We start from the raw sequence: 23,825 nt of genomic DNA, 5'->3' as shown, positions 1-23,825 counted from the left end.
TGAGAAACCATGAATGAGACCCTTGATCGCCGTCGACATCCTGTCCGGCCTGACCTTGCCTCAATTGACTATGAGGGGCGTGTGCAGGTTAGCCGTTTCATCGAAGGAGAGATCTTTCAAGTAATGGCGGACCGTCTGGCCTTGCGGGCAGATCCCAGGTTCGACCTCTCGATCGACACCGAGGCCCTATGCGGCGAATGGGTAACAGTGTTCGAGCAAACGGCCGAGGGCTGGGCCTGGGGGCAATTGGACACCGACGGGTATGTCGGCTGGTTTTCATCCGATGGTATTGGTCCAATTAGAGCGGCAACGCATCGCGTCCGCGCCTTGCGCACTTTCCGCTACCCGGGTCCCGATCTGAAGTTTCCCCAGCTCGGATTTTTGTCTATGGGGTCTCTGGTTACTGTCGTCGACGAGACTGAGACGCGGGGACTGAACTACGCGCTCTTGAGCGATGGGTCTGCGGTCGTTGCAAAGCATCTGGTTTCGCTTGAAGCGCGGGATCACGACTGGGTGGCTGTTGCTGAGGAGTTTCTGGGCACACCATATCTTTGGGGTGGCCGGACAAGTCTGGGACTTGATTGCTCGGCATTGGTCCAGCTGGCGGCGCAAGCGGCCGGTATCGACATTCCACGAGACAGTGACATGCAGGAAGATGAGGTCGGTGAGGAGATCCCTCACGAAGATCCCTCGGCATTCCGGCGCGGGGACCTGATATTCTGGCGCGGCCACGTTGGCATTGTGACCCGCCCTAACGTGTTGCTGCACGCAAACGGAAACACCATGACAGTTTCGCATGAACCCCTGGATCTGGCCATCAAGAGGATTGCCGACACCGAATGGGGAGCAATCACGCGCGCTCGCCGCTTGCCGCCCGTGAGGTCCGCATAAGCTGTTTGGAACGACCCATGTTCAGCGCCAGATCAGATCGTTTCCGCAATTTCTTGCCATAGTACAGCAATGTCGTTTGTGCTGTTTGGCCGGCCGGCGCGGCGAAACCAGTAGGCTGCATTTCCAGGATCGTTTTCGATCAGGTGGCACAGACCATGGATCCAGTCATGCGCGGCTTCCCCTTCCGAGGCCTGACAGATTTCATGCGCCTTTTCCCATTCAGGGCCCAGCTTCAGCGTTCCTTTCTTCAACCACCAGAGCGCTTGTTGAGGTGGTGAAAAAGTGGTCGGCGGCTCGGTTTGGGAAACATCCATCGTCACTGCGTTGGGCATGGAACACTCCTATGATGAAACATGATGAGCCGCGTTGAAATCGGGCTAGTGCTATCAAAAACCGGGTTCAGGCGTCGTGCTGAAGTTGGACCAGTTTACGTTTCAAGGTTGGCAGGTAAACACCTGAAGCAAGCCGTCATTACTTGGGCGTTAGCGCCATCTGAGGCTCGGACGCGGCCTCCTCCTGTCCCTTTCCTTCAAGCTCCCCAAGCTCCAGGTCCTCAATCTTGCGGCTGCGCTTGGAGATCTTGTCGGTTGAAATAAGGATCTGATCGATGTCCTTGTTCGCCTGCGCAAAGTGGGACTGCAGCTTGCCAACCCTGTCGTTCAATCTGCTGACATCGGCAATCAGGTGCCCAACTTCCGCTTGAATGAGGTGAGCTTGTTCCCGCATCTTGGCATCTCGCAGGACCGATTGTATGACCTGGATCGACAACATGAGCAATGACGGTGAAACGATCACCACTCGTGCCCGGTGCGATTTCTGGACGAGATCCTCAAAGCCTTCGTTCAGTTCCGCGAAGACGCTTTCCGAAGGCACGAACAGAAACGCTGTATCCTGAGTTTCTCCCGGTAAAAGATATTTCTCGCCGATATCCTGAATATGTTTTGAAAAATCCCGTCGGAACTGGGCTTGTGCATATTTGAGCTGATCGTCGCTTTCTGCATTCCGGAGCAGATTGAATGCCTCCAGCGGGAACTTGGCGTCAACGGCAAGGGAAGGTGCCCCGTTCGGCATGTGGATCAAACAGTCCGGACGGCTGTTGTTGGAAAGAGTTGCCTGAAACGAATAGGTACTGGGTGCCATCTGGTCCTGAATGATGGCTTCCATCCGGCCTTGCCCAAAGGCACCTCGCGTCTGCTTATTGGACAAAATCGCCTGCAATTGCCCAACCTGACCGGACAGATCGGTAATCGTCCGCTGGGCGCGGTCGATGACGGCCAGCCGCTCGTGCACGTGACGCAGACCTTCCTGCGTCTGCTTGCTGGTATCGGCCATGGAAAGTCCAAGCTTGTGACCCATGCCGTCGAGCCGTTCGTTGACGGCGCGCATCATGTCCGATTGCCTGGAACCGAAGACTTCAGCCATCGTCTGCATGCGACCGGTCATCTCGCCCTGGCTTTTCAGCAATTGAGACAAGTGGCTTTCAAGTTCGTGGATGCGTTCGGCCGAGGCTGTGTCGGCCTCTGCACGCAAACGGATTTCACGCATGGTTTTCAGAACCAGCCAGACAATAAGCGTCAGCAGCAGCAAACCACCCGTGATCGCGGTTTCAAGAACCGTGACGGGACGTCCGCCAAACTCAAACAGGATCTCATTCATGAAACAAACATAGAACGATTCGGTGGACAGGCCCATCCAGCCGCCTGTCGAAGTACGTTGAAAACGGTTGGGAAGCAGCGGAATTCCGCGTTGACCGGCGCGGCGTGATTGCCTATGTCAGTCGCATGACGATACGCCCTATTATCACCATTCCGGATCCGGTCCTGCGCGAGATCTGCGCTCCCATCGATACTGTCGATGATGATGCCCGTGCGCTTGCTGACGACATGCTGGAAACAATGTATGAGGCCCCTGGCATCGGCCTTGCTGCCAGTCAGATTGGAATTTTAAAACGCATCTTCGTGCTCGATGTCGCCAAGGAAGACGCGCCGAAAGAACCGATGGTGTTCATCAACCCGAAAATCGTCTGGTCCAGCGAGGAATTGTCGGTCTATCAGGAAGGTTGCCTCTCGATCCCTGAGTTTTTTGAGGATGTCGAGCGACCGGCCGAAGTGACAATCCAGTTTCTGAACCGGGAGGGAGCTGAGCGGGAAATCAAGGCCGATGGCCTTTTGGCGACCTGCATTCAGCATGAGCTTGATCACCTGAACGGCAAGCTGTTCATTGACTATCTGTCAAAACTGAAGCGTGATCGCGTCGTGAAGAAATTCACGAAACAGGCAAAACAGGCCGGACGAAGCTAATCTCCGGGGAATAAGAAGGGGCAGAGCATATGGATCAGGAGTTCTTCCTGAAAATCTTTGCCGCGCTTTTCGCCATCATGAGTCCGATTGCCAATTTGCCGGTATTCCTGTCGCTGACCGCTGACAGGGGGCCGGCGTTTGAACGCAAGGTTGCGTTCACGCTTTTGATCAGTCTCAGCATTGGTGCGGTTTTCATCGGGCTGAGTGGTGACATCGTGCTGAAGGTCTTCGGAATTTCGCTGGACGCATTCAGGCTCGCCGGCGGGTTTTTGATCCTGTTGATTGCACTGGACCTCATTCGCGGCCAGAAGACGCAGGCCCATCACGGCACGTCCTCCGAAAAGGAACACATGAAGTCACAGGACAATCCTGCAATCTATCCATTGACAGTCCCAATTCTGCTCGGACCCGGATCGATCTCGACCATGATCATTTTCAGAGGGCAAGTCAGCGGATTGGAGCAGGAAATTGCTTATGTCGCGGGTGTGTCGGCCGCAATCGCGCTGCTTGTCGGGACTTTCTTTGCTGCGCCGTTTCTGTCTCGCTTCATCGGTCAAACTGCAAACAGTGTGATGAGCCGCCTGATGGGTATGATCCTGGCAGCGATTGCCATGGAAATGATGGCAGGAAGTCTCAAGGTGTTGTTGCCCGGCCTGGCATAGTCCGCAGCGCAGGAGGATGCCGCTTTCCTTCGCTGCAATCGCTTGAACAACCTGACTCAAACGCTTGCAAGGCACGCCTCAAGACGCAATAAGGGACGAAATCCTTTAAAGCCTCAGGACCTCCATGTCTCTTCGTGTTGTTTTTATGGGCACTCCGGATTTCTCGGTGCCGACTCTGATGGAAATTGTCGGCCAGGGACATGATCTGGTCGCATGCTATTCGCAGCCGCCACGCCCGGCAGGACGTGGAATGGAGCTGAAAAAGTCTCCGGTTCATGAAGCTGCGGAATCGTTCGGTATCCCCGTGTTTACGCCTACCAGCCTGAAGAGCGAAGATGAACAGGTCCGGTTTGCGGACCTCAACGCGGATGTCGCCGTTGTCGTGGCCTACGGACTATTGCTGCCGAAGGCGGTTCTGGACGCACCGCAATTCGGTTGCCTCAATCTGCACGCTTCCCTGTTGCCGCGCTGGCGCGGTGCGGCGCCCATAAATCGGGCCATCATGGCTGGCGACAAGGAAAGCGCGGTGCAGGTGATGCGCATGGAAGAAGGGCTTGATACCGGCCCGGTCTGCATGTCTGAATCAGTGGTGATCACCGAAAACATGACCGCAGGCGAACTGCATGATCACCTTTCAGCGCTGGGCGGAGATCTTATGGTGCGCGCGCTGGCAGCGCTCTCTAGAGGCGCGCTTGGTGAAAAGGTGCAGGCTGAGGGGGGTGTTACATACGCAGCCAAGCTTTCAAAGCAGGAAACGCGCATCAACTGGTCACAAACAGCAGGCGACGTCCACAATCATATTCGGGGGTTGTCGCCATTTCCCGGGGCCTGGTGCGAAATGACGCTTGGTACCAAGCCAGAGCGGGTGAAGATCCTGCGAAGCGCCCTATCTGACGGAGGCGGTGCACCGGGAACGGTGATATCTGCAAATGGAGCGCCCGTGATTGCTTGTGTGGAAGGGGCCATACGACTGGACGAACTTCAGCGGGCAGGAAAAAGGCCGATGAGCGGCGAGGAGTTTCTGCGAGGGGTTTCCCTATCTGAAGGGGTGGTTCTGGACTAGTCTGGAACGACAGGAGAAAGAACAATGCCGCCGACCGCCATTCCCAACCTGACAGTCCGGGACGTTACCCCGGCTGATGAAAGCGAGATCCGGGATCTGATTTCGGCGGCCTTTCCGTCCGACCGGGAAGCCCGATTGGTGAGCACACTGCGTCACTGCGGAGCTCTGGTGCTGGAACAGGTTGCATTGGATGAAACCAATCGAATTGTCGGCCATGTCGCCTATAGCAGGGTAACACCGGCTGCTATAGGTGCGGGCCAGGCCATGCAGATTTCCTGCCTTGCTCCAGTGTCCGTTGCACCCGACAGGCAGAACAAGGGCATCGGCACGACGCTGACGCGCGTTTCGCTCGAAGCCTTGAAGGAAAACGGCGAAGACCTGGTTCTGGTGCTCGGGCCGCCGGCCTTCTTCCCAAGGTTCGGTTTTGATGCCGAGTTGGCCCGGAAGGTCCAGGGGCCTTATGCCGGGGCTGCGTTCATGGCCCTGGGCTTGACGGATGCCGGCACCCGCGATCTGCCCATCGAAGTGGCGTTTGCAACGCCGTTTCAAGAGTTCGAATAGGTCGGCGCCGGGAATGCCACGCTACAAGTTGACGGTTGAATATGATGGCCGGCCCTTTTGCGGCTGGCAGCGCCAGTCCAACGGACCGTCCGTACAGGCCGTGATTGAGCGTGCCCTCAAGGCGTTCACGGGTGAAGCCGTAACGATTGGTGGCGCAGGACGGACGGACACCGGGGTGCACGCGACAGGTCAGGTCTGTCATGCGGATCTGAGCAAACCCTGGCCGGTAAAAACCATCATGGGCGCCATGAATTTTCACTGCCAGCCGGACCCTGTCGTGATCCTGGGCGTTGAAGAAATGCATGAAGGTTTCGATGCGCGGTTCTCTGCAATTCGCAGATCCTATCGGTATCGGATCCACAATCGCTTGCCGCCACTGACCCATCAACTGGGGCTTGCCTGGCATGTGAAGCCTGAACTGGACGCCGATGCCATGCACGCCGCCGCGCAGGAATTTGTGGGCCATCATGATTTTACGACATTTCGCCATTCGCGCTGCCAGGCCAGGAGCCCGGAAAGGACACTTGAGGAATTCAGCGTCTCTCGGGAGGGAGAATTCGTCATCGCCGAATGTTCCTCACGGTCGTTCCTGCACAATCAGGTGCGCTCCATGGTTGGCACTTTGCGTCTGGTCGGCGAGGGGAAATGGGGCCCGGGTGACATCACGAGGGCACTACAAGCGCGAGACCGCAAGGCCTGCGGACCGGTTGCTCCGGCAGATGGATTGTATCTCACCCGCGTCGACTATCGTTCAGTGGAGATGGACATTGAACTTCTGAAGGACTGGCAGCAGCGCAAGGCTGTGATGGAAGCGGAAGAAGACGGCGAAGCCTAAGGCATTCCATCCGTCAGTCATTTGCGGCCTCGCGGCAATTCAACAGGACCAGCGCAACTCCCCAATCGGAAGAGTGTTGAAAGCAGAAAACACAAGTGCGCTCAAACGATCTCTTTCATCCGGAAAAGTCGCCCAAAATACCACCGAGATTTGCCAATATGTATCCGATGATAATCACGCCGGCGATGATCATGACGGTCCAGACAAACAGTTGAAATCCGACTGCCAAACCACCGAAACCGACTGCCGCGATGACAATACGCCTGTTCTCCTTCAGGACAAAGCCGACAACGCCGAGGATGATGGCGATCCCGCCGAGTACATAAGCTGACGCTGAGAGGATGCGATCCAGGCTCCATGCCTTGGCTTCGGCTGCCGTTTGAGCTTCGCCTTTGAGGCCTTTGAGAGCAGATGTACGAATGTCTGCTGCGATTTCCCCAATTGACTGTCCGATAGTTGGCTGGGGATCGAACGGACCAGCACTGTGAATGAAGAGCGCCAGAATCAGCGCGATTGCACCGGCCATCATTCCAGTTATTCCCGACCAGGGCGTCCTGACTGCTGGGGCATCGCTCATGCGTCGTCTCTATCTTTCAAATGAAAACCGGATCGGGGCCTCACCGCGCCACCATCAAGGATTTCAGGTTCTCACAGGCTGGACGTGAATTGAATACATTTTTGAACATGAATTGATTGTTTAAAGACGAATTTGGTTCCTCAGCGGTTCAATCGAAAAACAGTGTCAGTCAGAACGCTATCGCTTAGTCGAAAGCCATTCGTTCAAGATTTAAGCGAAGTTTTCTTTATGACTGTCAGCCGATTTCCCCTGTGCGGCTGCGAACACACACTCCGGATGACTGCCCGGCTCATGCCCGTTCATGCAATAGCCGGGATCGCCATTTATCTGCCGGTTTATTCCTCCGGCAGAACCACGCACTTCTTGTAAAGGTGCCAGGTCGTATGACCTAGGATCGGGAGGGTCAAGATCAGACCGAGAAATGCCGGTACCATCGAGACAATCAGCACAGCGGTCACAACAATTGCCCAGCCGATCATCGGCACAGGCGACGTCACGACGGCGCGGACGCTGGTGATCATCGCAGTGATGAAGTCGCGGTCGTCTTCCAGAAGCAACGGGAAGGAAACGACGGTCAATGAGAAGAGAAGCAGCGACAGGATCGCGCCGACAACATGGCCGACGGCCAGGAACATCAGGCCTTCAGGCGTTGTGATCACCTGGGTCAGGAATTCATCGAACGAGGCGAAAGAGCGAAATCCCAAAAACAGTGCCAGCAGCAACCGGACCTGATACATCCACATGATCTGGATGAAGAGCACCACGAAGGCCATCCAGGAGAGTTCGCGGCCCTTTTGTGCCCAGATGGTTCCGAGCACCGTTTTCCACGAGAGTTCGTCACCGCTTTCAAGGCGGCGGCTTACTTCATAAAGTCCAACCGCCGCAAAGGGCCCGATGAGAACAAAACCGGCTGCTGCAGGATAAGACAGGTAACTCATTTCAAGAGCTGCGGCACTCAAGACCACAAACAGTCCCCCGGCAGCAAACAGGGCACCGATCGTCAGTCCATAGACCGGAGCGCGCCGTATGTCCGCAAGACCGGCCGCCAGGGCATCGATCACATCGTTCCCGTTTATCTTCCTGACTTGAGGCATGGGCCGTAGCCCGGTTGGGCCCGGTGCATCCTTTGCAGAAGCCGGCGCACCTTCTTCCGGAGTGGTCGTGTTTTCAGTCATCCGACAGCTTCCTCCCAAAAGCTTCAATCTCTCGCCCGCCTCCAGCGGGCTTTCGATTTTAGGCACGGATAGAGACCGGGCTCAATCGGGAGAAGGACTTACGTTCTAAGGTCTAATGTAGAGATTTTGCTGCATTTTCATTTTTGGTGGCTGATTTCACCCGGCGGCGACAACTGGGGGGTCGCTTCAATGTCCGCCGTACCACATGCGCGCAAAGGAGCCATCCTTCTTGATGAACTGATGAAACAGCGCGCCGCCAATGTGAATCAAAAGCAAAACAATCATTACGCGTGCACCGATGCCGTGAGGAATGCGTGGTGCGAAGTCGGAAAAATCGGCGAGCGGAGCGTTTGCACCGCCAAACAGGATCGCGCCTGCCCCCGAAAGAACCAGCATGCCGATGCCGCTTGCAGCCATGCCGAATATCACGATGTAAAACAGCCCGTGAACGAACTTAGCCGTGAGGTTTTGCCAGGCCGGACTGCCTGTGACGGCAACCGGTTTTCGATCGGCAAATACCCACCACAAAAGCCTGGCGGCCGTCAAAAGCAAGATCACCATCCCCAGAGACGCATGGATCGTCAGGATCGCCTCCTTCGAAAGGGTGTCGGTCGTCGCCGTCGCGCGAAATCCGGTGCCCAAGAGCAGCAGGATCACCACAGCGCTCAGCCAATGAATTGTGACGGCAACGGATCCGTATTTTTCAGGTGTGCTTTTCATCGGTTCATTTACTCACGGCGTTCAGGCCGATTGCTCGGTCCAGCCAATTTCGGAATGTGAGCCATCGCAAAAGGGTTTGTTTTTGGAAGCGCCGCATCGGCAGAGCGCGTATTTGTCCGCTGAAGCGCCTTCGGTTTGAACACCTGAGGCGAGCCGGATCCTGGTGACGCGAAATGGCCCGTTGCGCTCGAGAGTGATTTCAGGGTCTTTGCCGCAGATGTGTATCGCCATCCCGCCTGGTTCACTCCAGGAAAGCGCGCCTGACGGGCAAGCCTGAACCGTGTCTCTGATCTGATCCGGGGCTGCATTGTCAGGAACAATCCAGGGGTCTCGCGTGGTGTCGAAAACGGCGTTCAATCGCTTGCCGCATTCTCCGGCGTGCGAGCACAGAAGCCGATTGTAGTGCACATCAATCCGCTTGCCTTTGAAGACCCTCAGCTCGTCGGGCGTACGGCCCGGCGAAGGTTCGCTCACAAAACCAATGTCGTTATGGGATCCGTCGCAATAAGGCTTGGTCTTCGATTGACCGCAACGGCACAACGCCATCACGGGTTGGACGTCGAGCCGCTCTCCCGCGGCACCCGTGAGCCGTGGAACGTTCTTGGCGACCAGGGGTCCGGAAGGACGTTCTTCGATTATGGGCTGACCAACGCCGGCGCTCTGGGCGTTGAAACGCCCGAGTCTCCCCGTCATGGTGAGCCCATCGCGAATGTTGAGGCCCATCATGGTCAGGTTTGCAGCTCCTGCGCACAGCTCCACCACCTGAACGGCATAGAAAACAGTGTCGAATTCGCCCGCAGCAGCTTTTCCCGCCAGGAACCAGGCAGCCGGGAGCAGGATCAGCAAGCCGTTGGCCGCGATCACCGGCATCCGCTTCCTTTTCGCACTTGCCAGGGCATCGGTTCGGTTTTTGCCCAGGGTCATTCCAGATCCGCCGGCAATAACCATCGCCGGGATGAGAATGAACATACCTCGTAAAATCAGGGCTTTGACCGTCGCCACCGTTTCGTGGCTGGCGAACAATTCAGTGAGTGTGGTTGACGTCCAAAAGAGCAGGATCATCAGGAAACCGATGCCGCCTGCTATCGCGTGAACCCGAGTTTTCATCGGAAAATCCTCATTAAGCCGCTGTGAAAAAACGCGTTTCAGGCCGTGCAACAGTTTGGAACGGCGATCTTTTCAAACAGATGCGGTGCGGAAACGGCGCTGGAAGGATAGTGACTGAGCGCTTGTTGAAACTCGGGATTGGCAAATGCGTTGCGAAAGTCTTCAACGCTGTCCCAAACGGCGTAGTTGAAATACATCCCGCTTTCACCGACCGCCTTGTGCAGCTGCGTGCTTATGTAGCCTGGCTGCTTCTTCATCCAAAGAGCGTCATTGCGCCAGGCCTCGACCAGTGCCTCCTGATCTTCCGGATCAACAGTGAACAGGTTGACCAGAACGACCGGGCCGGACTCGGTCCCCAGCTGCTGTTCGATCGGAAAGGCGGGATCAAGCGGCTTGAATTCGACCATCGGGGTCACTCCTTGATTGCATCGCTAATTTGGTGTCATGTTGTCAATTAAGTGAGTTTAAAACATAATGACAACATGTTGTCAAATTCTATGAGGAGCTGGCATGGCGGACGAGCAATGGACAAAGGCAGGAGAAGCCGTGACGGCGCTGATATTGGATGTGTTCCGGTTGAACGGTCGCCTGCAGCTGGCAGGTGACAGGCTCGTAGCCGAGCTCGGATTGACCAGCGCGAGATGGCAGATACTCGGGGCAATCGCCTATGCCGAACGGGCAGAGACCGTTGCCTGGCATGCGCGCACCATGGGCGTTCATCGTCAGGGCGTTCAACGCATCGTCAACGAGTTGGAAAAGGAAGGCATTGTCGGGTTTCAGCCAAACCCGCATCACAAGCGGGCGCATCTGGTTGCGCTGACCACAAAGGGCCAGGCCCTGTTTGAAGCCGCAATCGCGTTACAGGTCCCTTGGGTAAACGACCTTTCAAAGGACCTTTCCGTCGCAGACATTTCAACCGCGCAACAGGTCATCGGTCACATGAAAAAACACCTCGAAGAGGTCTCAAGCACGCAAGACGAAGGCTCCCCGTGAGGGCGAATTGCCGACGCTCAGGACGGCCGGTTTTCGATTGGCGTCCGGGACCGGACCCACAAGCGGGAAAACTCACGGGGCTGAAGTCAGGTCAGGTGTGCTGAACAGCTCCCCAGTTGTTTCACGATACCTACCGGACAAGCCATTCTTGATCCTTCTCGCACCAGCTGCTCTCCAAGCTAAGGCTGGAGATGAGACACGCATGAGGCAAATGGCAAATTCACGCCGCCATTTCGGACGTTCGCTTCTTCAAACGGAAACGCGGAAAGCGGACAAAGTTGCCGTTGATTGGTTAGCGTCGAACGTCCGGTTGGGAAGAAATTTGGATTGGGATACGCAGCAAACAAAAGGACTGTTTCGAGCTCACGCTCCTGATGTTTCGATCTATTGCAATGGAAGCCGAATATCTGTCCTCAGATCGGTCGATGGCGTCGCTCTTGGGTCATTCAGATAAACCTCCAGTGGAGGCAGGTCACGTGGTTCCAGCCCAGAATTTGGCAGCCAATGCCCATACAGCCATTCATAGGCTGACTTGAGCGTTGGATACGGTCCTGTGTGTTCCAGAACTGCATAATTGCCACCGCTGACATCGAAGTATTCGAGACCCCTCAACTTGTCTGGAAAACCACCAAGGATTGAAACTGCGACATGAGACCGAAGCTCCGCATCTGGTCTGGATTCAGGCGGATCGTGGTAGATGACAAACAACTCGCCCACGTTGTCCATCAGAGAATTGGCCATGAGCGAGCAGCCTAGTTTTTTGAAAGCGCTGCCAATGAGACGATAAGGACCAATGTGCGAGACGCCGGCCGCTCTAACGCCTTCAAGTTCTTTTACCGTGACAGGATACACATCGTCTTCTTTCGGATTTATGGTCAAGAAGATGTTGATTTTGTTGCCTTGCTCGCGAAAAGCGTTCGGGGAAACACCATGTGTGAGTTTGAAAGCACGCGAAAAGCTCGCCAAGTTCTTGTAGCCGACCTGCTCTGCGACAGTCCGAACCGGAGTGTTGTCCTCAATCAACGCATTGGCCGCTTTGTTCAGCCGCAGCCTTCGCACAACTTCTGACAATGTCTCACCCGTCATCGCACGAAAAACACGATGCCAGTGATACCTGGACATGCAGGCTACGTCGGCGAGTTTGTCGAGGTTCAAATCCTCGTCCAGGTTTTCATAAATGAAAGAAAGGACGCGATTGAGCCGATCTTCATATCCAACAAATGGGCGGTCGTCCGCTGCCATTCCAATAACTCCCGAATTTGCTTCAAAAAAAGCATATGTCAGGTCCAGTATGCTTGTATTGCTGAATGTGAATGGCTCGCGAAGCCAGGGCTGCTATTTGTGCCTAACGCAACATCCTGCGCTTTTGGGCTCTAACCAGACGTTTGCCGCACTGGATACAAACGGCTGCTTTGCACCCCCATATCGGACGTGTGCCGGTTTTCCCTTTGTTCCCGAAAGCCGTCAATCACCGCAGACGGATTGAATTCACAAGGTGAGCGCGGAATAGCCGTTCATTGTGAATTGGAAGTAGGCCTTATGTGCCGGACTTTCCAATTCTCTTCAGGTGCGCTTTTTCAGATTCGCTTTTTTCAAAGGCAGGGAGTTACTGACAATGCGCGGATGACATATATTGGTCTGGAGGAATGAGTGACCAAAAAGAGACCGGAGACTGATGTGTCACCAAGTAAGGGCCGCGTTGAAAGACTGATTGATACGATAGGCGCAGAGTTCCAGTCTCATCTCATCGACTTGTGGAACACCTCCACAGTCTTTGATATTCAGGACGGTGCCGTTCAAAAGATAATCTCACGCGAAGCGCCATTTGGCGTCATTGGGATCAAGATCCTGATGCGCAATCCGGGAGACGTAGATCGGCTTTTTGAGCATCAATGGAATTTCAGCATCGGGATCACAGGATGTGAATTCACGCTTTTGGATGTCGATTACCAGAACGACGTCTGGATCGGTGATGCGACCACCGCCGAATTCGCCGGACACGAACAGATTGCCTACAAATCGGCTGAACACATGATTGCCTTTCAGGGCGACGATTTCGGTGTCGGAAAGGTCTTCATCGAGAAAATTGGGGCTCTCTGCCCCAGCCTGCTTGAAAAGCCACCATTGTTCTTTCGATTGCCGCGCAGAGCGCCGCCCGCCTACAGATACACAGCAGCCCCCCAGGCCATTCGCGAGGAGTTAGGCCTTTCACCTGATGACGGCATGGTTCTGATTGAGGCGATGATCAAAGAACACGGGATTGCCCCCTATACGATCCTTCTGTCCTTCCATTCTGACGAAAACTTCTGGCTGGTTGATCTCCCTGAAGCGCTTGTCGACCGTTACCAGCATGGCCTGATTGATCCAAGCCTTGGTGAACATCATTCAAATCTTGAGGTTGGGCTCTCCAATACAGCAGAGGCTCTGAGGAACAGGGTCCGGAAGCAGTCAAACAGCGCTGAGCGCGATAACAGAGTCTTTTTCTCCATGTCCGGAAGCGGCTCGGCGTCAGGTTATTTGAACGGATTGAATTGATTTACCGTTGGCTGGGGCCAACTTTTTTGCTGCGAGAAGGCGCGCTATTTCCGGCAGTCTCCCCTCTGTGTCGAAACCAACCTTCGCTACGAGTGTACTGAATGGCAACAATGTGCCGCCTTATTGGACGTTCGACACGTTGCAACCTGAGCCCGAAAGCTGACATTTACTCGAGAGGCAGCAAATTCACGGATTGGGCGGGAAGCGGATTTTCGCTGCGACGCGGCTCCATCAGCGCTGTGAAGTTTAAAGCGGACCTTTGCGGCTGTTGTTTCATAGCCATCACTACCTTGGTTCAGATCGACTCAGGAAGGCGAAAATGAGCACTGTGCAGGCAATTCACTGTATTGAAGAAGTGGTCCATCACCGATGACCAGGACAATTGCCAGAGCTGTGGTTCGCCCACAAGTAAGTTCATTCGCTTATGCGCCTAACCAAACGGGGTTGATTAGTTTTTGACCGATTGTAGAGAATTATTCAGATTGTTCTAAAGTAGAGCTGAGAAAATGGCCGGCAACGAACCCGCCCATGTACTTTTCGAACTGCTCAGCGCTAAGCCTACGAGGGAATGCATTTTTGGAAAGGTGTCTGTGGCTGTGGGCGACGACACGCCTGAAAAGTGCCAACCCATCGTCCCGACTAAGGAGTTTCCGGAGAATTATCCCGGTGGAGCTCTGCCGGACTTCGGTAAGTCTTGCTAAAGTCCAGAGATGCTCAAAAAAACTGAGAAGAACGATCACCAAGGATTTGATTTCGACATTTGGCTCCAGCAACGTATTCGCCAAGTCTTCAAATGTCTGCGTATCTGCTTCGCCTTCTAGGCAAATAAGAAGATCCTCGGTCGCAATACTGACAAAACCAACATTCTGCCTGTGTAGCTTCGCGATAAATTGCGCATATTGCCTGCGCTCGATCTGGCCATTTTCCAGAAGGAAAATCAAAAAAGCTTGCGTCCAGCACGATGCTTTTAAGCCGTTCTGCCGGCCAATCAAACGTACTCTGCTATCTTCGATGATGGCCGGAATATCGCCTGCAATAGCTGTGCCAAGCGTATCAATCGTACCGTCCAGGAGGAGGCCTTTTTCTTTAAAGGCGTTCAGTGCCTCGCACGCTTCACTGGGAACAATGGATAGGTGAGCCCGGCTCCAGGATAAAAGGTTTTGTTGCCGACGAAGCTGCTTTTCCTTTTGTGCATCACTCGGTTCTATGAGCGCAAATTTATCACCTGCCACCTCCAAAGAGCCGCCTTTTTGCCCGAGTTCGTATTCGGCCTCATCACAGCGTTGCACTAAATCATCCAACGTGGCCTGCACGACCGTAACTTCCGGCGATTCAATGTTCTCCAGAACTTCAAGCAAGCCAATCTCTTCCCAAAGCGCTAGGCTATGGGTGTCCACTAAAACCCGTTCCGATCCGGACATTTCTTGTAAGGCTTGCGTTCGCTCGCCAGGCGTTCCACCGCAGGCATCAAGGGTAATACCGGCTTTAAAGCGCAGGCCGCGGGAAGCATCGATTATATCAATACCCAGTGTCTTGGCGACAATATCAAGTGGAATGATATTGTCCCGGTAGAGCTCAGATACACTTTCCGCAAGTTTCGCCCGGTTTCTAGCTTGCTCGAATATCGGCTCGAAACCATCCTCGGTGTCGGGGTTGATCTGCACCCGTCCAAGAGATGTGCTGCCTGGGAAGATTGTGTCATGGGTGTTCATCGCCTTTCGGAACAGATCCACGAACTTATGGCTTATATTGATAATTTCCCAGTTTTCTTCCTGGCCAATCCCGCCATCCGAAATCACAACATCACCCAAGGATTTGCCGAACAAAAGCTGCGCAAAAGGATGACCCGTGGCCAGCGTAACAGGATCCGGCGGTGCACCATCTTCAATGCGGTGAGTTCTTATTTCGCCATTGGCACTTTTGATCGTAACAACCGTATCGATGTCGACACGACCTGGTTCTAAAAACTCCTCTTTAGTCGGGTGCAATAAAAACAGTGACATGTATCCAAGATGGATCTGCTCGCTTTTTGCCCATTGTTCCCGGATCGTTTGATAGCCAAGCGCCAGTGCTTCTTCTCGCCGCTTATAGCGATCAAGCAACTGCGCAAATTCCATGCGGTCTTCCGCATCACCTTCAAAGTCCAGATCTGTTTTTTCGATCCAGCTCGCAACGCGCTTTTCTTCATTGTTGCGCAGGCAAATTCTTGCCCAATCAAGACGTGAGCGAAGGTCTTTTGGATCGGTTTTCATTGCGGCGCTCAAGGCTTTTAACGCCTCGGGCAACATTCCCGAACGCTCATAAGCCGCCGCGCCCAGCCTGTGAATTTGTATGGATTCCAGCGCTTCACCTTGTAAAGATTCATACAATTCCCGCGCCTGCGCTCTTAAATCAGCCCGGAAGAGATAAAAGAGCCTTTGCCCGAGTGGCGGGGAGGGTCTCGATACATCGTAAAGCCCCTCAAGCAGCTCTGCTGCTTTGGCCCATTCCCCATCATCGGCAAAGGCATTGGCTAGATCAAAACGCTCTATCGGATTAAGCGTATCTTTTTTAAATTCATTAAGCGCTTTGCGCGCCGCTTCAAGCCTGTCTTGATCCCTATCTCTGCGCGCCAATTCGGCAACACGACCCTCAAAACTCACGCTTGGCACAATAGTAGACCGGAGTTCGTCCGCTTTGGATAGAGCGGCCGCAGCATCTGATTGCCGATATTGTGCCAAAACTACAAGCTCGGCAGCGTGGGCTTTTTGTTCGTCATTCTCGGCGCTTTGATAGGCCTTTTCTGCCCAGTCTTTTAGCTTTGCCCAATCCTGCGCCCAAGCTGCCACATCTGCTGCAAGCATATAGGATGAGGCTTGTGTGTTGACTACGAGTTTTTCAGCAGCTTTTAGCGCCTTTTCCTTTTCTCCAAGGTGCAGCATCGCTACAATACCGCGCTCGGCTATTTCGGGCTGATCAGGTTTTAGCTCGTACACTTCCAGAGCAAGCACATCGGCTTTGTCGTGTTCGCCGGTAAGGCGTAGGGCCCCCACGAGATTTGCGCCAACAAAGACCCAATTATATCTATCTGAGCGCTCGCGCATAACGCTCCAAGATTCTGAAAGCCGATCCCGTGCCTCTTCGGCCAATGCTTGGTCTTCATCGGAAAGCCTGGCCCCAATCCGAGCATAAAGATTGTGTTGCAGCCTAGACAAAATTGCTTGCCCAACCGCTAGATTTTGCGCGGCGGCGCTGCCTTCAATCTTAATTTTTCTGGCAACTTCCAACGCTTTTTCATGTTGCCCGGCTTCGGAATATCGCTCTGTCAGGCTCGATCCGACATCAACATGCTCCGCCAATTCTCCTAGACGCTCTTCCAATTCTTCGCATGTAATTGCAATGGGAGCAGTGCTTATCAGCAAGCTCGCGGCATGGAGATTCTTGGGATCTTTTTCCAAAGCCTTTTCGGCATGCTCAAATGCCTCATCTTTGCGTCCGCGAATAAATGAGGCCCGGCCCAAAAACGCATCACTGGCCGCAGTATCCGGCTCAGCCTTCGCTGCCTCCTCAAATTCTACGGCTGCTAATTCGGTTTGCCCATCCTGTATCAGGGCGGCTCCTAGATTGGCATGTGCACGGAACAAAACATGTGCGCCATGCCCTGCGCTCGCATCTTCCAAGAAAGTTCGAAGGCTCTTGATGACAGACTTCCCATTGCCCTCCAGAATCTGATCGCGCCAAGCATCGATTTTTGCTTCTGCCTTCGCATCTTCAAAGCTTTCCGCGGAAGGGCGAGCGCCATCTTCTCCATGCAAGAGCAAAAGGCTGGCATCTTGATGAGCAGAGATTGCACCAATATTCTGGTAAGTGCCCATCTGAGGGCGGCGTGGATCAAGCGTGGGTGGGTGTATGTACTGATTTTGAATAAGCAATTCTTGCTGTACGGCCGGATAAGATTCCGCGCGTTCGACCATGTCGTCCCATGACCACAGCTCGACTTTGAAAAGCCCTTCTTCCTTGTTTGCTAGGTTCAGGGCAATGGCTTTGCGCTGTAGTTTTTGATCGCGCTCACCGGCATACGCCACAATCAAAATATCTAGTTTGGGATCAAATTTTTTAGCCTTCTCAACTTCCTCTTCCAACTCTTTAAGAGAAATCTGGCGCGGCTCATTTTTCTCCGATCCTTTGCACTGGCAAGCCGCATTGTCGTACCCGTTGCGTTTGTCACTTCCGGTAATGTCTGCGCCATGCTGCACCTGACCGCTGCGCCCATGTAAGCGGGCATAGCCATCATCCCACTCATGCTTGAGCAATAAGAGACAAAAATCCTGAAAGGCTTTCTCCCCTTTTAAGCGGGGATGTTGGAGCTGCGAATAGGTCACCATCTCACAGCTCCTGCACGCTAACGGCGTAAGAAAGCAAGAAACAGCCTATTGAAAACGCATTTTGATTCATGAGAACAAATGTAGAATAGAGGCAGGTTGGAGAGCAAGAATTGAAGTTTTATTACCCACAACCCTGAAGTTGCTAACGGGTGTAATTTTACTTTAGTCTGATTTTCGATGTGCATTTTTGGACATCTAACGGGCTCTCGTGTACCGAACCCGCGCAGGTGCGATTTTGGCCATTTGGCTTCGATCCCTGATGCAATTGATATGCGGTCTGCCTGAATTCTCAGGTAGGCTTTTTTGTTCTTTTTCTCGCCTGGTAGTGGGCGGGCAGCCTTACTTTTTCACAGCCAGAACCGTGCACGCAACCCGCAAGGGGTCTTGCGCCCGAAGGGTGCGGGCAGAACCATGGCTGCAAAAAACACGGCTTCTCAAGCCGCCCCCTCCCAAGCGGAAAAATGCGGGAAGGGGTGAAGCGGGGCAACGGACTGGGGTTTGTTTCCTCCGTTGTCGGAAATACGCCTACAGGAGCGTTTCAGCGGGTGAATGACCGCTCAGGGCCGACAGTGACTATGCAAGGGCCTAGCTGAGATGTCCGCTTTACAATCAACAAGGTCCAGACCGGACATTCCCTTCTCGGCCCCGAAGTTGTCAGTCCGCAAAGCCACCCAATTTGAACATTTGATCGTCTGCGATGAGACTTCGAAAGCTGGCGCTCGTGGCAGTTCAGGAAAAAAACCGCAATGCGAGTGTGAGTAGCCATTCGGCAGTGGGTGCATAGCGACAGGCATTTGAACTCTAAAGTGACCTGCGCCATTGCAAACTCTCCATCGCAATGAGCTGGGCATGCGAACCGGACATCGCCTTGTAGACACGGTGCCGTGTTGGTTTTACCCCTATGATCAAAGCTTCGAAGGCAAATCAGACGCCTGAAGGTCGAGGCTGGGCACGTGAATTCTCAGTCAGGCCTGACTTGACACTGGAGGCGAAGGTTTGACTGAATTTGTCTCGGCGACACTGACCGGCATCACTTTGGGACTGGCCGCTGGCCTGGCACCCGGCCCCTTGATGACCATTGCCATCGCTCAAACCATACGTCACGGCTTCAAGGAAGGATTGCTGGTTGCGGCTGCGCCGCTTGTAACAGACGTCCCAATTGTTCTGACGTTGTTTTTTGTGCTTCGGGAACTCCCAAATAAAGCCCTGGGTATACTCGGGATCGTTGGCGCCCTTTACGCTCTCTTTTTGGCTTACGAGACCGCCAAGGTGAACTCAGTCGGGGAATTTGGTTCTGCAACGGCACCAGCATCCTTGAAAAAGGGAATTCTTGCCAATTTCCTGAGCCCGCACCCCTACCTGTTCTGGATCACAGTCGGTGTCCCATACGTCCTTGCAGCTTCCGAGACGTCTGCCCTTGCCCCCTGGGGGTTTATTGTCGGGTTCTATCTTCTTCTGGTCGGCTCAAAGGTTGGCGTTGCCGCGCTTACGGGGCGATACCGCCATCTGCTAACCGGCCGGGCTTACCCCTTCATCATGCGCGGGCTGGCGATAGTGCTTGTCCTCTTCGCAGTTCTTCTTTTCCGCGAAGGGCTGAATTTGTTCGCAAGCAGCGGACACTAAGTCAAACCCGCCACTCATGCCTGGCGCCGGATCGAAGACGTCGGGTATGAACCCGACCTTCGCTGTGGCGGCTTGCGCAACCGCTTCGCCTCTCAAAAAGGCGTTCCATGTTAAAGGAACCCATTTTTCTGTGTGCATTTCATTTGGAAACAATTGATCGCGCGATATGGCGGGTGATGTCGGCGAAAAAGCAGCAGAAGCGATTGCTTATGTTGCACGAGCGCCTGCCGTTGGCGCATGGTGCGTTATACCAACCTCAACTGCGAATACGTGTGAGAGCCGCTCCACGCACCAAAGTCATTCGCTCCGAATGCACGTCGGCAACGCAAGGTGAAACTGCTTGTGACCCACTTTGTTTTCGTCCCCGGGGGGAAACGCACCAAAGAAGATTTCGACAGGGTTCGCGCCTTGCTGGAGGCGGACGGCCATCAGACAGATGCCCTGACATTGTCCGACCCCGAAAAGGCAACCCTGTCGGATCATATTGAAGAGCTGTGCGACCGGATTGAGAAAACCGGGGAGCAAAGGCTTCACCTCGTCGGGCACAGCTACGCCGGCTTTGTTATCTCTGGCGCTGCAGATCGAATGCCTGAGAAAGTCGAAAGACTTGTCTTTCTGGACACGCTGATACCCGAGAGCGGAAAGTCACTGCTGGACTTCTTTGCCAGTGCAGGGATCGACCCGGCGGATTTCGGAGTGCCAGACTGGCCGCCCTTTGCCGAGAAGCTTGTCTTCGATCGCGCCACGTTCAAGGCGATCCCGAAAACCTATATCCACTGTCTGGCAAGCCAGTTTCTGGTCATGACTGAAAATGTCGTTGCTCATGTCAAAACGCATTTGGAGCAGGAGAATTGGACCTGTCTTGAGATAGAGGCGGACCACTATTGCATGATCAAGGTACCCGAACTGGTCGCAAAAGCCATCGTTGGCGACCAGGCATGACGTGAGCTTTCAACCTGTGCGGGCTCAAACAAAAGCAAAGTCGTCGGCACCGACGGTCGCAAGGTTCGTTCCTGCGAGAAACACTTCATAACGAACCTGTGTTTCAGCAACCGGTCCATCGAGCTGAAGCTCAGTGATCCTGACCCAGGTTCCGGCCACACCATCAACGGTCGTCTCATAGGCCGACCAATCAGCCAGGGTCGGTTCATAGACCTGGAACTGCATGATGTCGTCATCGAGATCGAAGTCTCTGATCGTGTCGAAGCCGGACGTGCCGCCAGGGCTGTCGCCGAGATTGAAAACAAAGGTGTCGCTTTCCGTCCCGCCCCTAAGCACGTCTGCACCCAGACCGCCAACAAGAGTGTCAGCTCCGCCACCTCCTTCCAGGACGTCGTTTCCCGCGCCGCCAAAAAGATGGTTGCCGATCAGGCGGTCATCGCCAACGATGCTATCGTCGTAGCTGGTCCCGATGACGCTTTCGATATCGGTGATATATTCTCTGACGGTGAATGTATTCGGATCAAGCGCGCCGCCCATTCTCAACGACACCACAATGCCCTTGTCCATCCCGGAAAAACTTATCGTGTCGTAACCACTGCCTCCGTCGATCTTGTTGCCATCAAGCTCGCCCCAGAAAAAGTCGTCACCCGCTTCGCCGAACATTTCGTCCGCGCCTGCACCACCGATAAAAGTGTCGTCTCCTTCGCCTCCATAGAGATAATCCCTGCCGCCGCCGCCATGCAGCCCGTCGTCTCCACCGTTCCCGTACATGGTGTCGGAAAAGCCATCGCCGAAGATGTAATCGGCTCCCTCGGATCCGACGAACACGGCTTTCCAGCCCTTGTCGAGCGTCTCGGTATTCGGCTTTGCGTACTGATAGTACGGGTTGTTTTCTTGCGGCAGTTTCAGCTTGATCGGAGCAGTAAACGTGATCATTTCCAGGTACCCGTTTGCACGAAAGTGACGCTACGTTATTGCCCGCGGGTGCCTCAGTCTGTTACCGCCGTCACATCCGGTCGTCTTCAAACCTTTCTTTCATTCAAGGGGCTCAATCTGCGACAAATGACGGGGTTTTACACTAGCGAAAGGTCCCCTCGGTAAACTGGAGGAAACTTCCTTTTTGACGAGAGATAGATGCCGTCCTCCAGTACCGCTGCCCTCGATATTCTCAATCTCCACAAGCGCTTCACAGAACCCGCGGTCAACGATCTTTCTCTGACCGTGCATGATGGAGAATTCTACGCCTTGCTCGGCCCGAACGGCGCAGGCAAGACAACGACGCTGCGGATGGTGGCGGGGTTGCTCGAGGCTGACAGCGGCTCCGTCAAAGTCTGCGGGATCGACGCCTTTTCAGATCCGGTCGCCGCCAAGCAAATTCTGGCTTGGGTTCCTGACGAACCCATGGTTTATGACAAGCTGACACCGCTCGAATATCTTGAGTTCGTGGCAGGCCTGTGGAGCATGGAACCGGACCTTGCGCGCTTCAAGGCCGACACTCTGCTTGAATCCTTTGGACTTGCCCCCCATGCACATGAACGCTGTGGCGGCTTCTCGAAAGGGATGCGTCAGAAGGTGGCGCTTGCCGGTGCCTTGATCCATGAACCGCGTCTTATCATTCTCGATGAGCCGCTCACCGGGCTTGACGCAGGATCTGCGCGGCAGGTGAAGAAGGTGCTATCCGGCCTTGTTGCGCAGGGAGTGTCGATCATCATGACGACACATATCCTGGAAGTCGCCGAGCGCATGGCCGACAGGATCGGGATTATCGCTGGTGGACAGCTTGTTGCTGAGGGAACGCTGGAGGAGTTGCGCGAACGAGCAAGCGCCGATGGCAATTCTCTGGAAGACATTTTCCTGGAAATTGTGGGTGATGCCTCCGAAGGCGCAGCGCAAGCGGGCAAAGCAAATTACCTTGATGAGAAAGTGGCATGAGCGCGATAGCGGCACCTTCCGCCCTGTTGCGCTTTTCGCGGCATGAATTGCGGCTCGCCTGGCGTGACTGGGCCTGGATGTTCTCAGGCTGGCGTAACACCAGCCTTCGGCGCGCACTGATCGGCATGAGCATATTTTATGCGATCATGCATCTGATCGCATACGCGGTGCTTTCACCCCGCTTGACCGCGGGGTTTGTGCTCGATCTGACCGCGCTGGCAATGCTGTCGGTCACTGTATTGCTCAGCTTCACCATGATGCTCTCTCAGGCGATGGAGTCGGTGACGCGTGCGTTTTACGCCCGCGATGATCTCGACCTGATACTGTCTTCTCCCGCGCCCTCCCGTGACCTGTTTCTTGTGCGCATCGTCATGATGGCTTTGACAAGTTGGATGATGTCAGCGCTGGTCATTTCTCCATTCCTCAACGTTGCCGTGATGCTTGGCGGGGAGCGTTGGCTTGCCGGATATGTGGTTCTCCTGGCGGTATCGCTGAGCGCGACCGGAGCAGGGGTGTTGATCACACTCGCGCTCTTTAGAACCGTTGGGGCGCAGCGCACGCGTCTCTGCGCGCAGATATTGGCTGCAGTCGTCGGTGCGGCCTTCCTGATCGGGATGCAAGTGGTTGCAATCCTCTCCTTCGGGTCGATATCCCGGTTCACGCTCTTCGATCCGGCTTTCCTGGCCAGCCATGCGCCGGCAGCAGGCTCCTTCTGGTGGTTCCCGGCCCACGCAGTGGCCGGACAGACCAGCACCGTGTTTCTGTTCTTCGCAGCCTCGGTTTTGTTTTTTGCCGTGGGAGCCTGGCGCGGCGCTGTCCAGTTCCGCCGCATTGTCGTGCTGGCTCTGGGTGTTTCGGAAAAGACCCCGCGCATACGCGCATCTGAAAGATCCTTTCGCGGTTACTCGCCTCTTGGCGCGCTCGTTCATAAGGAACTTAAACTCATCGCCCGCGATCCCTGGCTTGTTTCCCAGACGTTGATGCAGGTTCTCTATCTCATCCCGCCGGCGGTCATGCTGTGGATCAGTTTTGGCGACAACACCGAGATTTCCGTGATCGTCGCTCCTGTCATCGTCATGGCTGTCGGACAGCTTGCCGGTGGCCTTGCCTGGCTGACCATCTCTGGTGAGGATGCCCCCGATTTGATCTTAACGGCGCCCATCTCTGTGTTTACGCGCCTTTGGGCAAAAGTCTTGTCGGTCCTTACGATAATCGCCGTGATAATGCTGCCGGTTGCCCTGAGCCTGGCACTCCTGTCGCTATGGGGTGCCGTGGTTACCTTCATCGGCGCGATGATCGCGGCAGCAAGTGCAATCCTGGTTCAACTCTGGTTTCGGGCGCAAGCCAAACGCACCACCTTCCGGCGTCGGCAAGTCGCTTCGAAGGCTTCGACGCTTGCGGAGGCTGCAGCATCGATTGCTTGCGCGGCTGGCACAGCACTCATTGTGGCAGGGAGCCCGCTAGCGTTCCTCCCTGTTGTCCTGCTCTTGATTGTGCTTACGACCTCATGGAGTATCCGCCCGAAGCACAGCGCAAAAACCTAAC

Annotated in this window: 22 protein-coding genes; 12 read left to right on the top strand and 10 right to left on the bottom strand. The window is 54.6% G+C overall.

Annotation, left to right across the window (positions count from 1 at the left end; all coding sequences use genetic code 11):
- Nucleotides 1–9 precede the first annotated feature (9 nt).
- Nucleotides 10–891: an NlpC/P60 family protein gene (locus Q0835_RS09270; RefSeq protein WP_298960532.1), complete on the top strand. Its 882-nt coding sequence runs from the start codon at nucleotides 10–12 to the stop codon at nucleotides 889–891.
- Between the two features lie 32 nt (nucleotides 892–923).
- Here the strand turns inward: Q0835_RS09270 and Q0835_RS09265 are convergent, their stop codons facing one another.
- The gene (locus Q0835_RS09265) at nucleotides 924–1,223 is read right to left on the bottom strand and encodes a hypothetical protein (protein WP_298960529.1); all 300 of its coding nucleotides are present in this window, start codon (nucleotides 1,221–1,223) and stop codon (nucleotides 924–926) included.
- 139 nt (nucleotides 1,224–1,362) lie between these two features.
- A complete protein-coding gene (gene rmuC / locus Q0835_RS09260; RefSeq protein WP_298822147.1) occupies nucleotides 1,363–2,583 on the bottom strand; it encodes a DNA recombination protein RmuC in 1,221 nt (406 codons plus the stop codon).
- An 89-nt stretch (nucleotides 2,584–2,672) separates the two neighbouring features.
- Between rmuC and def the strand changes: the two genes are divergently transcribed.
- The 5 genes from def (at nucleotide 2,673) to truA (ending at nucleotide 6,312) form a co-directional block, all read left to right on the top strand.
- The gene (gene def / locus Q0835_RS09255) at nucleotides 2,673–3,191 is read left to right on the top strand and encodes a peptide deformylase (protein ID WP_298960526.1); all 519 of its coding nucleotides are present in this window, start codon (nucleotides 2,673–2,675) and stop codon (nucleotides 3,189–3,191) included.
- A gap of 29 nt (nucleotides 3,192–3,220) precedes the next feature.
- Complete coding sequence (locus Q0835_RS09250; RefSeq protein ID WP_298822149.1) at nucleotides 3,221–3,853, top strand: NAAT family transporter; 633 nt, start codon at nucleotides 3,221–3,223, stop codon at nucleotides 3,851–3,853.
- 124 nt (nucleotides 3,854–3,977) lie between these two features.
- Nucleotides 3,978–4,916, top strand: coding sequence for a methionyl-tRNA formyltransferase (gene fmt / locus Q0835_RS09245; RefSeq protein WP_298960522.1), 939 nt, complete (start codon nucleotides 3,978–3,980; stop codon nucleotides 4,914–4,916).
- Nucleotides 4,917–4,940: 24 nt separating this feature from the next.
- Nucleotides 4,941–5,477, top strand: a complete 537-nt coding sequence (locus Q0835_RS09240) for an N-acetyltransferase (protein WP_298822152.1) — start codon at nucleotides 4,941–4,943, stop codon at nucleotides 5,475–5,477.
- Between the two features lie 13 nt (nucleotides 5,478–5,490).
- Nucleotides 5,491–6,312 (top strand): tRNA pseudouridine(38-40) synthase TruA, encoded by an 822-nt coding sequence (gene truA / locus Q0835_RS09235; RefSeq protein ID WP_298822153.1) that lies wholly within the window; start codon nucleotides 5,491–5,493, stop codon nucleotides 6,310–6,312.
- Between the two features lie 115 nt (nucleotides 6,313–6,427).
- Here the strand turns inward: truA and Q0835_RS09230 are convergent, their stop codons facing one another.
- The 5 genes from Q0835_RS09230 to Q0835_RS09205 form a co-directional block, all read right to left on the bottom strand.
- Complete coding sequence (locus Q0835_RS09230) at nucleotides 6,428–6,889, bottom strand: hypothetical protein (protein WP_298960520.1); 462 nt, start codon at nucleotides 6,887–6,889, stop codon at nucleotides 6,428–6,430.
- Nucleotides 6,890–7,224: 335 nt separating this feature from the next.
- Complete coding sequence (locus tag Q0835_RS09225) at nucleotides 7,225–7,983, bottom strand: DUF2189 domain-containing protein (protein ID WP_298822171.1); 759 nt, start codon at nucleotides 7,981–7,983, stop codon at nucleotides 7,225–7,227.
- 267 nt (nucleotides 7,984–8,250) lie between these two features.
- Nucleotides 8,251–8,784 carry a cytochrome b/b6 domain-containing protein gene (locus tag Q0835_RS09220; RefSeq protein ID WP_298822155.1) on the bottom strand — a complete coding sequence of 178 codons (534 nt, stop codon included), beginning with the start codon at nucleotides 8,782–8,784 and terminating at the stop codon, nucleotides 8,251–8,253.
- 21 nt (nucleotides 8,785–8,805) lie between these two features.
- The gene (locus tag Q0835_RS30350) at nucleotides 8,806–9,891 is read right to left on the bottom strand and encodes a CDGSH iron-sulfur domain-containing protein (protein ID WP_366142333.1); all 1,086 of its coding nucleotides are present in this window, start codon (nucleotides 9,889–9,891) and stop codon (nucleotides 8,806–8,808) included.
- Nucleotides 9,892–9,929: 38 nt separating this feature from the next.
- Nucleotides 9,930–10,298, bottom strand: a complete 369-nt coding sequence (locus Q0835_RS09205) for an antibiotic biosynthesis monooxygenase family protein (protein ID WP_298822156.1) — start codon at nucleotides 10,296–10,298, stop codon at nucleotides 9,930–9,932.
- Nucleotides 10,299–10,401: 103 nt separating this feature from the next.
- On the opposite strand from Q0835_RS09205, the gene Q0835_RS09200 reads away from it, so the two are divergent.
- Entirely contained in the window at nucleotides 10,402–10,884 is a 483-nt protein-coding gene (locus Q0835_RS09200; protein WP_298822157.1) for a MarR family winged helix-turn-helix transcriptional regulator, read from the top strand.
- 384 nt (nucleotides 10,885–11,268) lie between these two features.
- On the opposite strand, the gene Q0835_RS09195 is transcribed toward Q0835_RS09200, so the two are convergent.
- Nucleotides 11,269–12,126: an AraC family transcriptional regulator gene (locus tag Q0835_RS09195; RefSeq protein ID WP_298960518.1), complete on the bottom strand. Its 858-nt coding sequence runs from the start codon at nucleotides 12,124–12,126 to the stop codon at nucleotides 11,269–11,271.
- Between the two features lie 408 nt (nucleotides 12,127–12,534).
- Between Q0835_RS09195 and Q0835_RS09190 the strand changes: the two genes are divergently transcribed.
- The gene (locus tag Q0835_RS09190; RefSeq protein WP_298960515.1) at nucleotides 12,535–13,419 is read left to right on the top strand and encodes a hypothetical protein; all 885 of its coding nucleotides are present in this window, start codon (nucleotides 12,535–12,537) and stop codon (nucleotides 13,417–13,419) included.
- A gap of 473 nt (nucleotides 13,420–13,892) precedes the next feature.
- On the opposite strand, the gene Q0835_RS09185 is transcribed toward Q0835_RS09190, so the two are convergent.
- Nucleotides 13,893–17,783, bottom strand: coding sequence for a hypothetical protein (locus Q0835_RS09185; RefSeq protein ID WP_298960513.1), 3,891 nt, complete (start codon nucleotides 17,781–17,783; stop codon nucleotides 13,893–13,895).
- Between the two features lie 996 nt (nucleotides 17,784–18,779).
- Here Q0835_RS09185 and Q0835_RS09180 point away from each other — a divergent pair.
- Both Q0835_RS09180 and Q0835_RS09175 read left to right on the top strand, forming a co-directional pair.
- Nucleotides 18,780–19,406 carry a LysE family transporter gene (locus tag Q0835_RS09180; protein ID WP_298960510.1) on the top strand — a complete coding sequence of 209 codons (627 nt, stop codon included), beginning with the start codon at nucleotides 18,780–18,782 and terminating at the stop codon, nucleotides 19,404–19,406.
- 330 nt (nucleotides 19,407–19,736) lie between these two features.
- On the top strand, nucleotides 19,737–20,348 hold the full coding sequence (locus Q0835_RS09175) for an alpha/beta hydrolase (protein WP_298960507.1): 612 nt from the start codon (nucleotides 19,737–19,739) through the stop codon (nucleotides 20,346–20,348).
- A gap of 24 nt (nucleotides 20,349–20,372) precedes the next feature.
- On the opposite strand, the gene Q0835_RS09170 is transcribed toward Q0835_RS09175, so the two are convergent.
- Nucleotides 20,373–21,284, bottom strand: coding sequence for a hypothetical protein (locus Q0835_RS09170; RefSeq protein ID WP_298960506.1), 912 nt, complete (start codon nucleotides 21,282–21,284; stop codon nucleotides 20,373–20,375).
- Between the two features lie 198 nt (nucleotides 21,285–21,482).
- Here Q0835_RS09170 and Q0835_RS09165 point away from each other — a divergent pair, with 198 nt between their 5' ends.
- Together Q0835_RS09165 and Q0835_RS09160 are read left to right on the top strand one after the other, a co-directional pair.
- On the top strand, nucleotides 21,483–22,280 hold the full coding sequence (locus Q0835_RS09165; protein WP_298960504.1) for an ABC transporter ATP-binding protein: 798 nt from the start codon (nucleotides 21,483–21,485) through the stop codon (nucleotides 22,278–22,280).
- On the top strand, nucleotides 22,277–23,824 hold the full coding sequence (locus Q0835_RS09160) for a permease (RefSeq protein WP_298960501.1): 1,548 nt from the start codon (nucleotides 22,277–22,279) through the stop codon (nucleotides 23,822–23,824). The genes Q0835_RS09165 and Q0835_RS09160 overlap by 4 nt, the downstream gene beginning before the upstream one ends.
- Nucleotide 23,825: the final 1 nt, after the last annotated feature.

This window comes from uncultured Roseibium sp., assembly GCF_947499295.1.
Taxonomy (GTDB): Bacteria; Pseudomonadota; Alphaproteobacteria; order Rhizobiales; family Stappiaceae; genus Roseibium.
Note: the sequence above shows the minus strand (reverse complement) of the source record. Positions and strands in the feature narration are given on the sequence as shown.

Coding starts and splice junctions, on each gene's coding strand:
- Q0835_RS09225 (WP_298822171.1), bottom strand. CDS start 7,983: ATGCCTCAAGTCAGGAAGATAAACGGGAACGATGTGATCGATGCCCTG.
- Q0835_RS09230 (WP_298960520.1), bottom strand. CDS start 6,889: ATGAGCGATGCCCCAGCAGTCAGGACGCCCTGGTCGGGAATAACTGGA.
- fmt (WP_298960522.1), top strand. CDS start 3,978: ATGTCTCTTCGTGTTGTTTTTATGGGCACTCCGGATTTCTCGGTGCCG.
- Q0835_RS09185 (WP_298960513.1), bottom strand. CDS start 17,783: ATGGTGACCTATTCGCAGCTCCAACATCCCCGCTTAAAAGGGGAGAAA.
- Q0835_RS09270 (WP_298960532.1), top strand. CDS start 10: ATGAATGAGACCCTTGATCGCCGTCGACATCCTGTCCGGCCTGACCTT.
- Q0835_RS09170 (WP_298960506.1), bottom strand. CDS start 21,284: ATGATCACGTTTACTGCTCCGATCAAGCTGAAACTGCCGCAAGAAAAC.
- rmuC (WP_298822147.1), bottom strand. CDS start 2,583: ATGGGCCTGTCCACCGAATCGTTCTATGTTTGTTTCATGAATGAGATC.
- Q0835_RS09205 (WP_298822156.1), bottom strand. CDS start 10,298: ATGGTCGAATTCAAGCCGCTTGATCCCGCCTTTCCGATCGAACAGCAG.
- def (WP_298960526.1), top strand. CDS start 2,673: ATGACGATACGCCCTATTATCACCATTCCGGATCCGGTCCTGCGCGAG.
- Q0835_RS30350 (WP_366142333.1), bottom strand. CDS start 9,891: ATGAAAACTCGGGTTCACGCGATAGCAGGCGGCATCGGTTTCCTGATG.
- Q0835_RS09165 (WP_298960504.1), top strand. CDS start 21,483: ATGCCGTCCTCCAGTACCGCTGCCCTCGATATTCTCAATCTCCACAAG.
- Q0835_RS09195 (WP_298960518.1), bottom strand. CDS start 12,126: ATGGCAGCGGACGACCGCCCATTTGTTGGATATGAAGATCGGCTCAAT.
- Q0835_RS09160 (WP_298960501.1), top strand. CDS start 22,277: ATGAGCGCGATAGCGGCACCTTCCGCCCTGTTGCGCTTTTCGCGGCAT.
- truA (WP_298822153.1), top strand. CDS start 5,491: ATGCCACGCTACAAGTTGACGGTTGAATATGATGGCCGGCCCTTTTGC.
- Q0835_RS09240 (WP_298822152.1), top strand. CDS start 4,941: ATGCCGCCGACCGCCATTCCCAACCTGACAGTCCGGGACGTTACCCCG.
- Q0835_RS09200 (WP_298822157.1), top strand. CDS start 10,402: ATGGCGGACGAGCAATGGACAAAGGCAGGAGAAGCCGTGACGGCGCTG.
- Q0835_RS09250 (WP_298822149.1), top strand. CDS start 3,221: ATGGATCAGGAGTTCTTCCTGAAAATCTTTGCCGCGCTTTTCGCCATC.
- Q0835_RS09220 (WP_298822155.1), bottom strand. CDS start 8,784: ATGAAAAGCACACCTGAAAAATACGGATCCGTTGCCGTCACAATTCAT.
- Q0835_RS09265 (WP_298960529.1), bottom strand. CDS start 1,223: ATGCCCAACGCAGTGACGATGGATGTTTCCCAAACCGAGCCGCCGACC.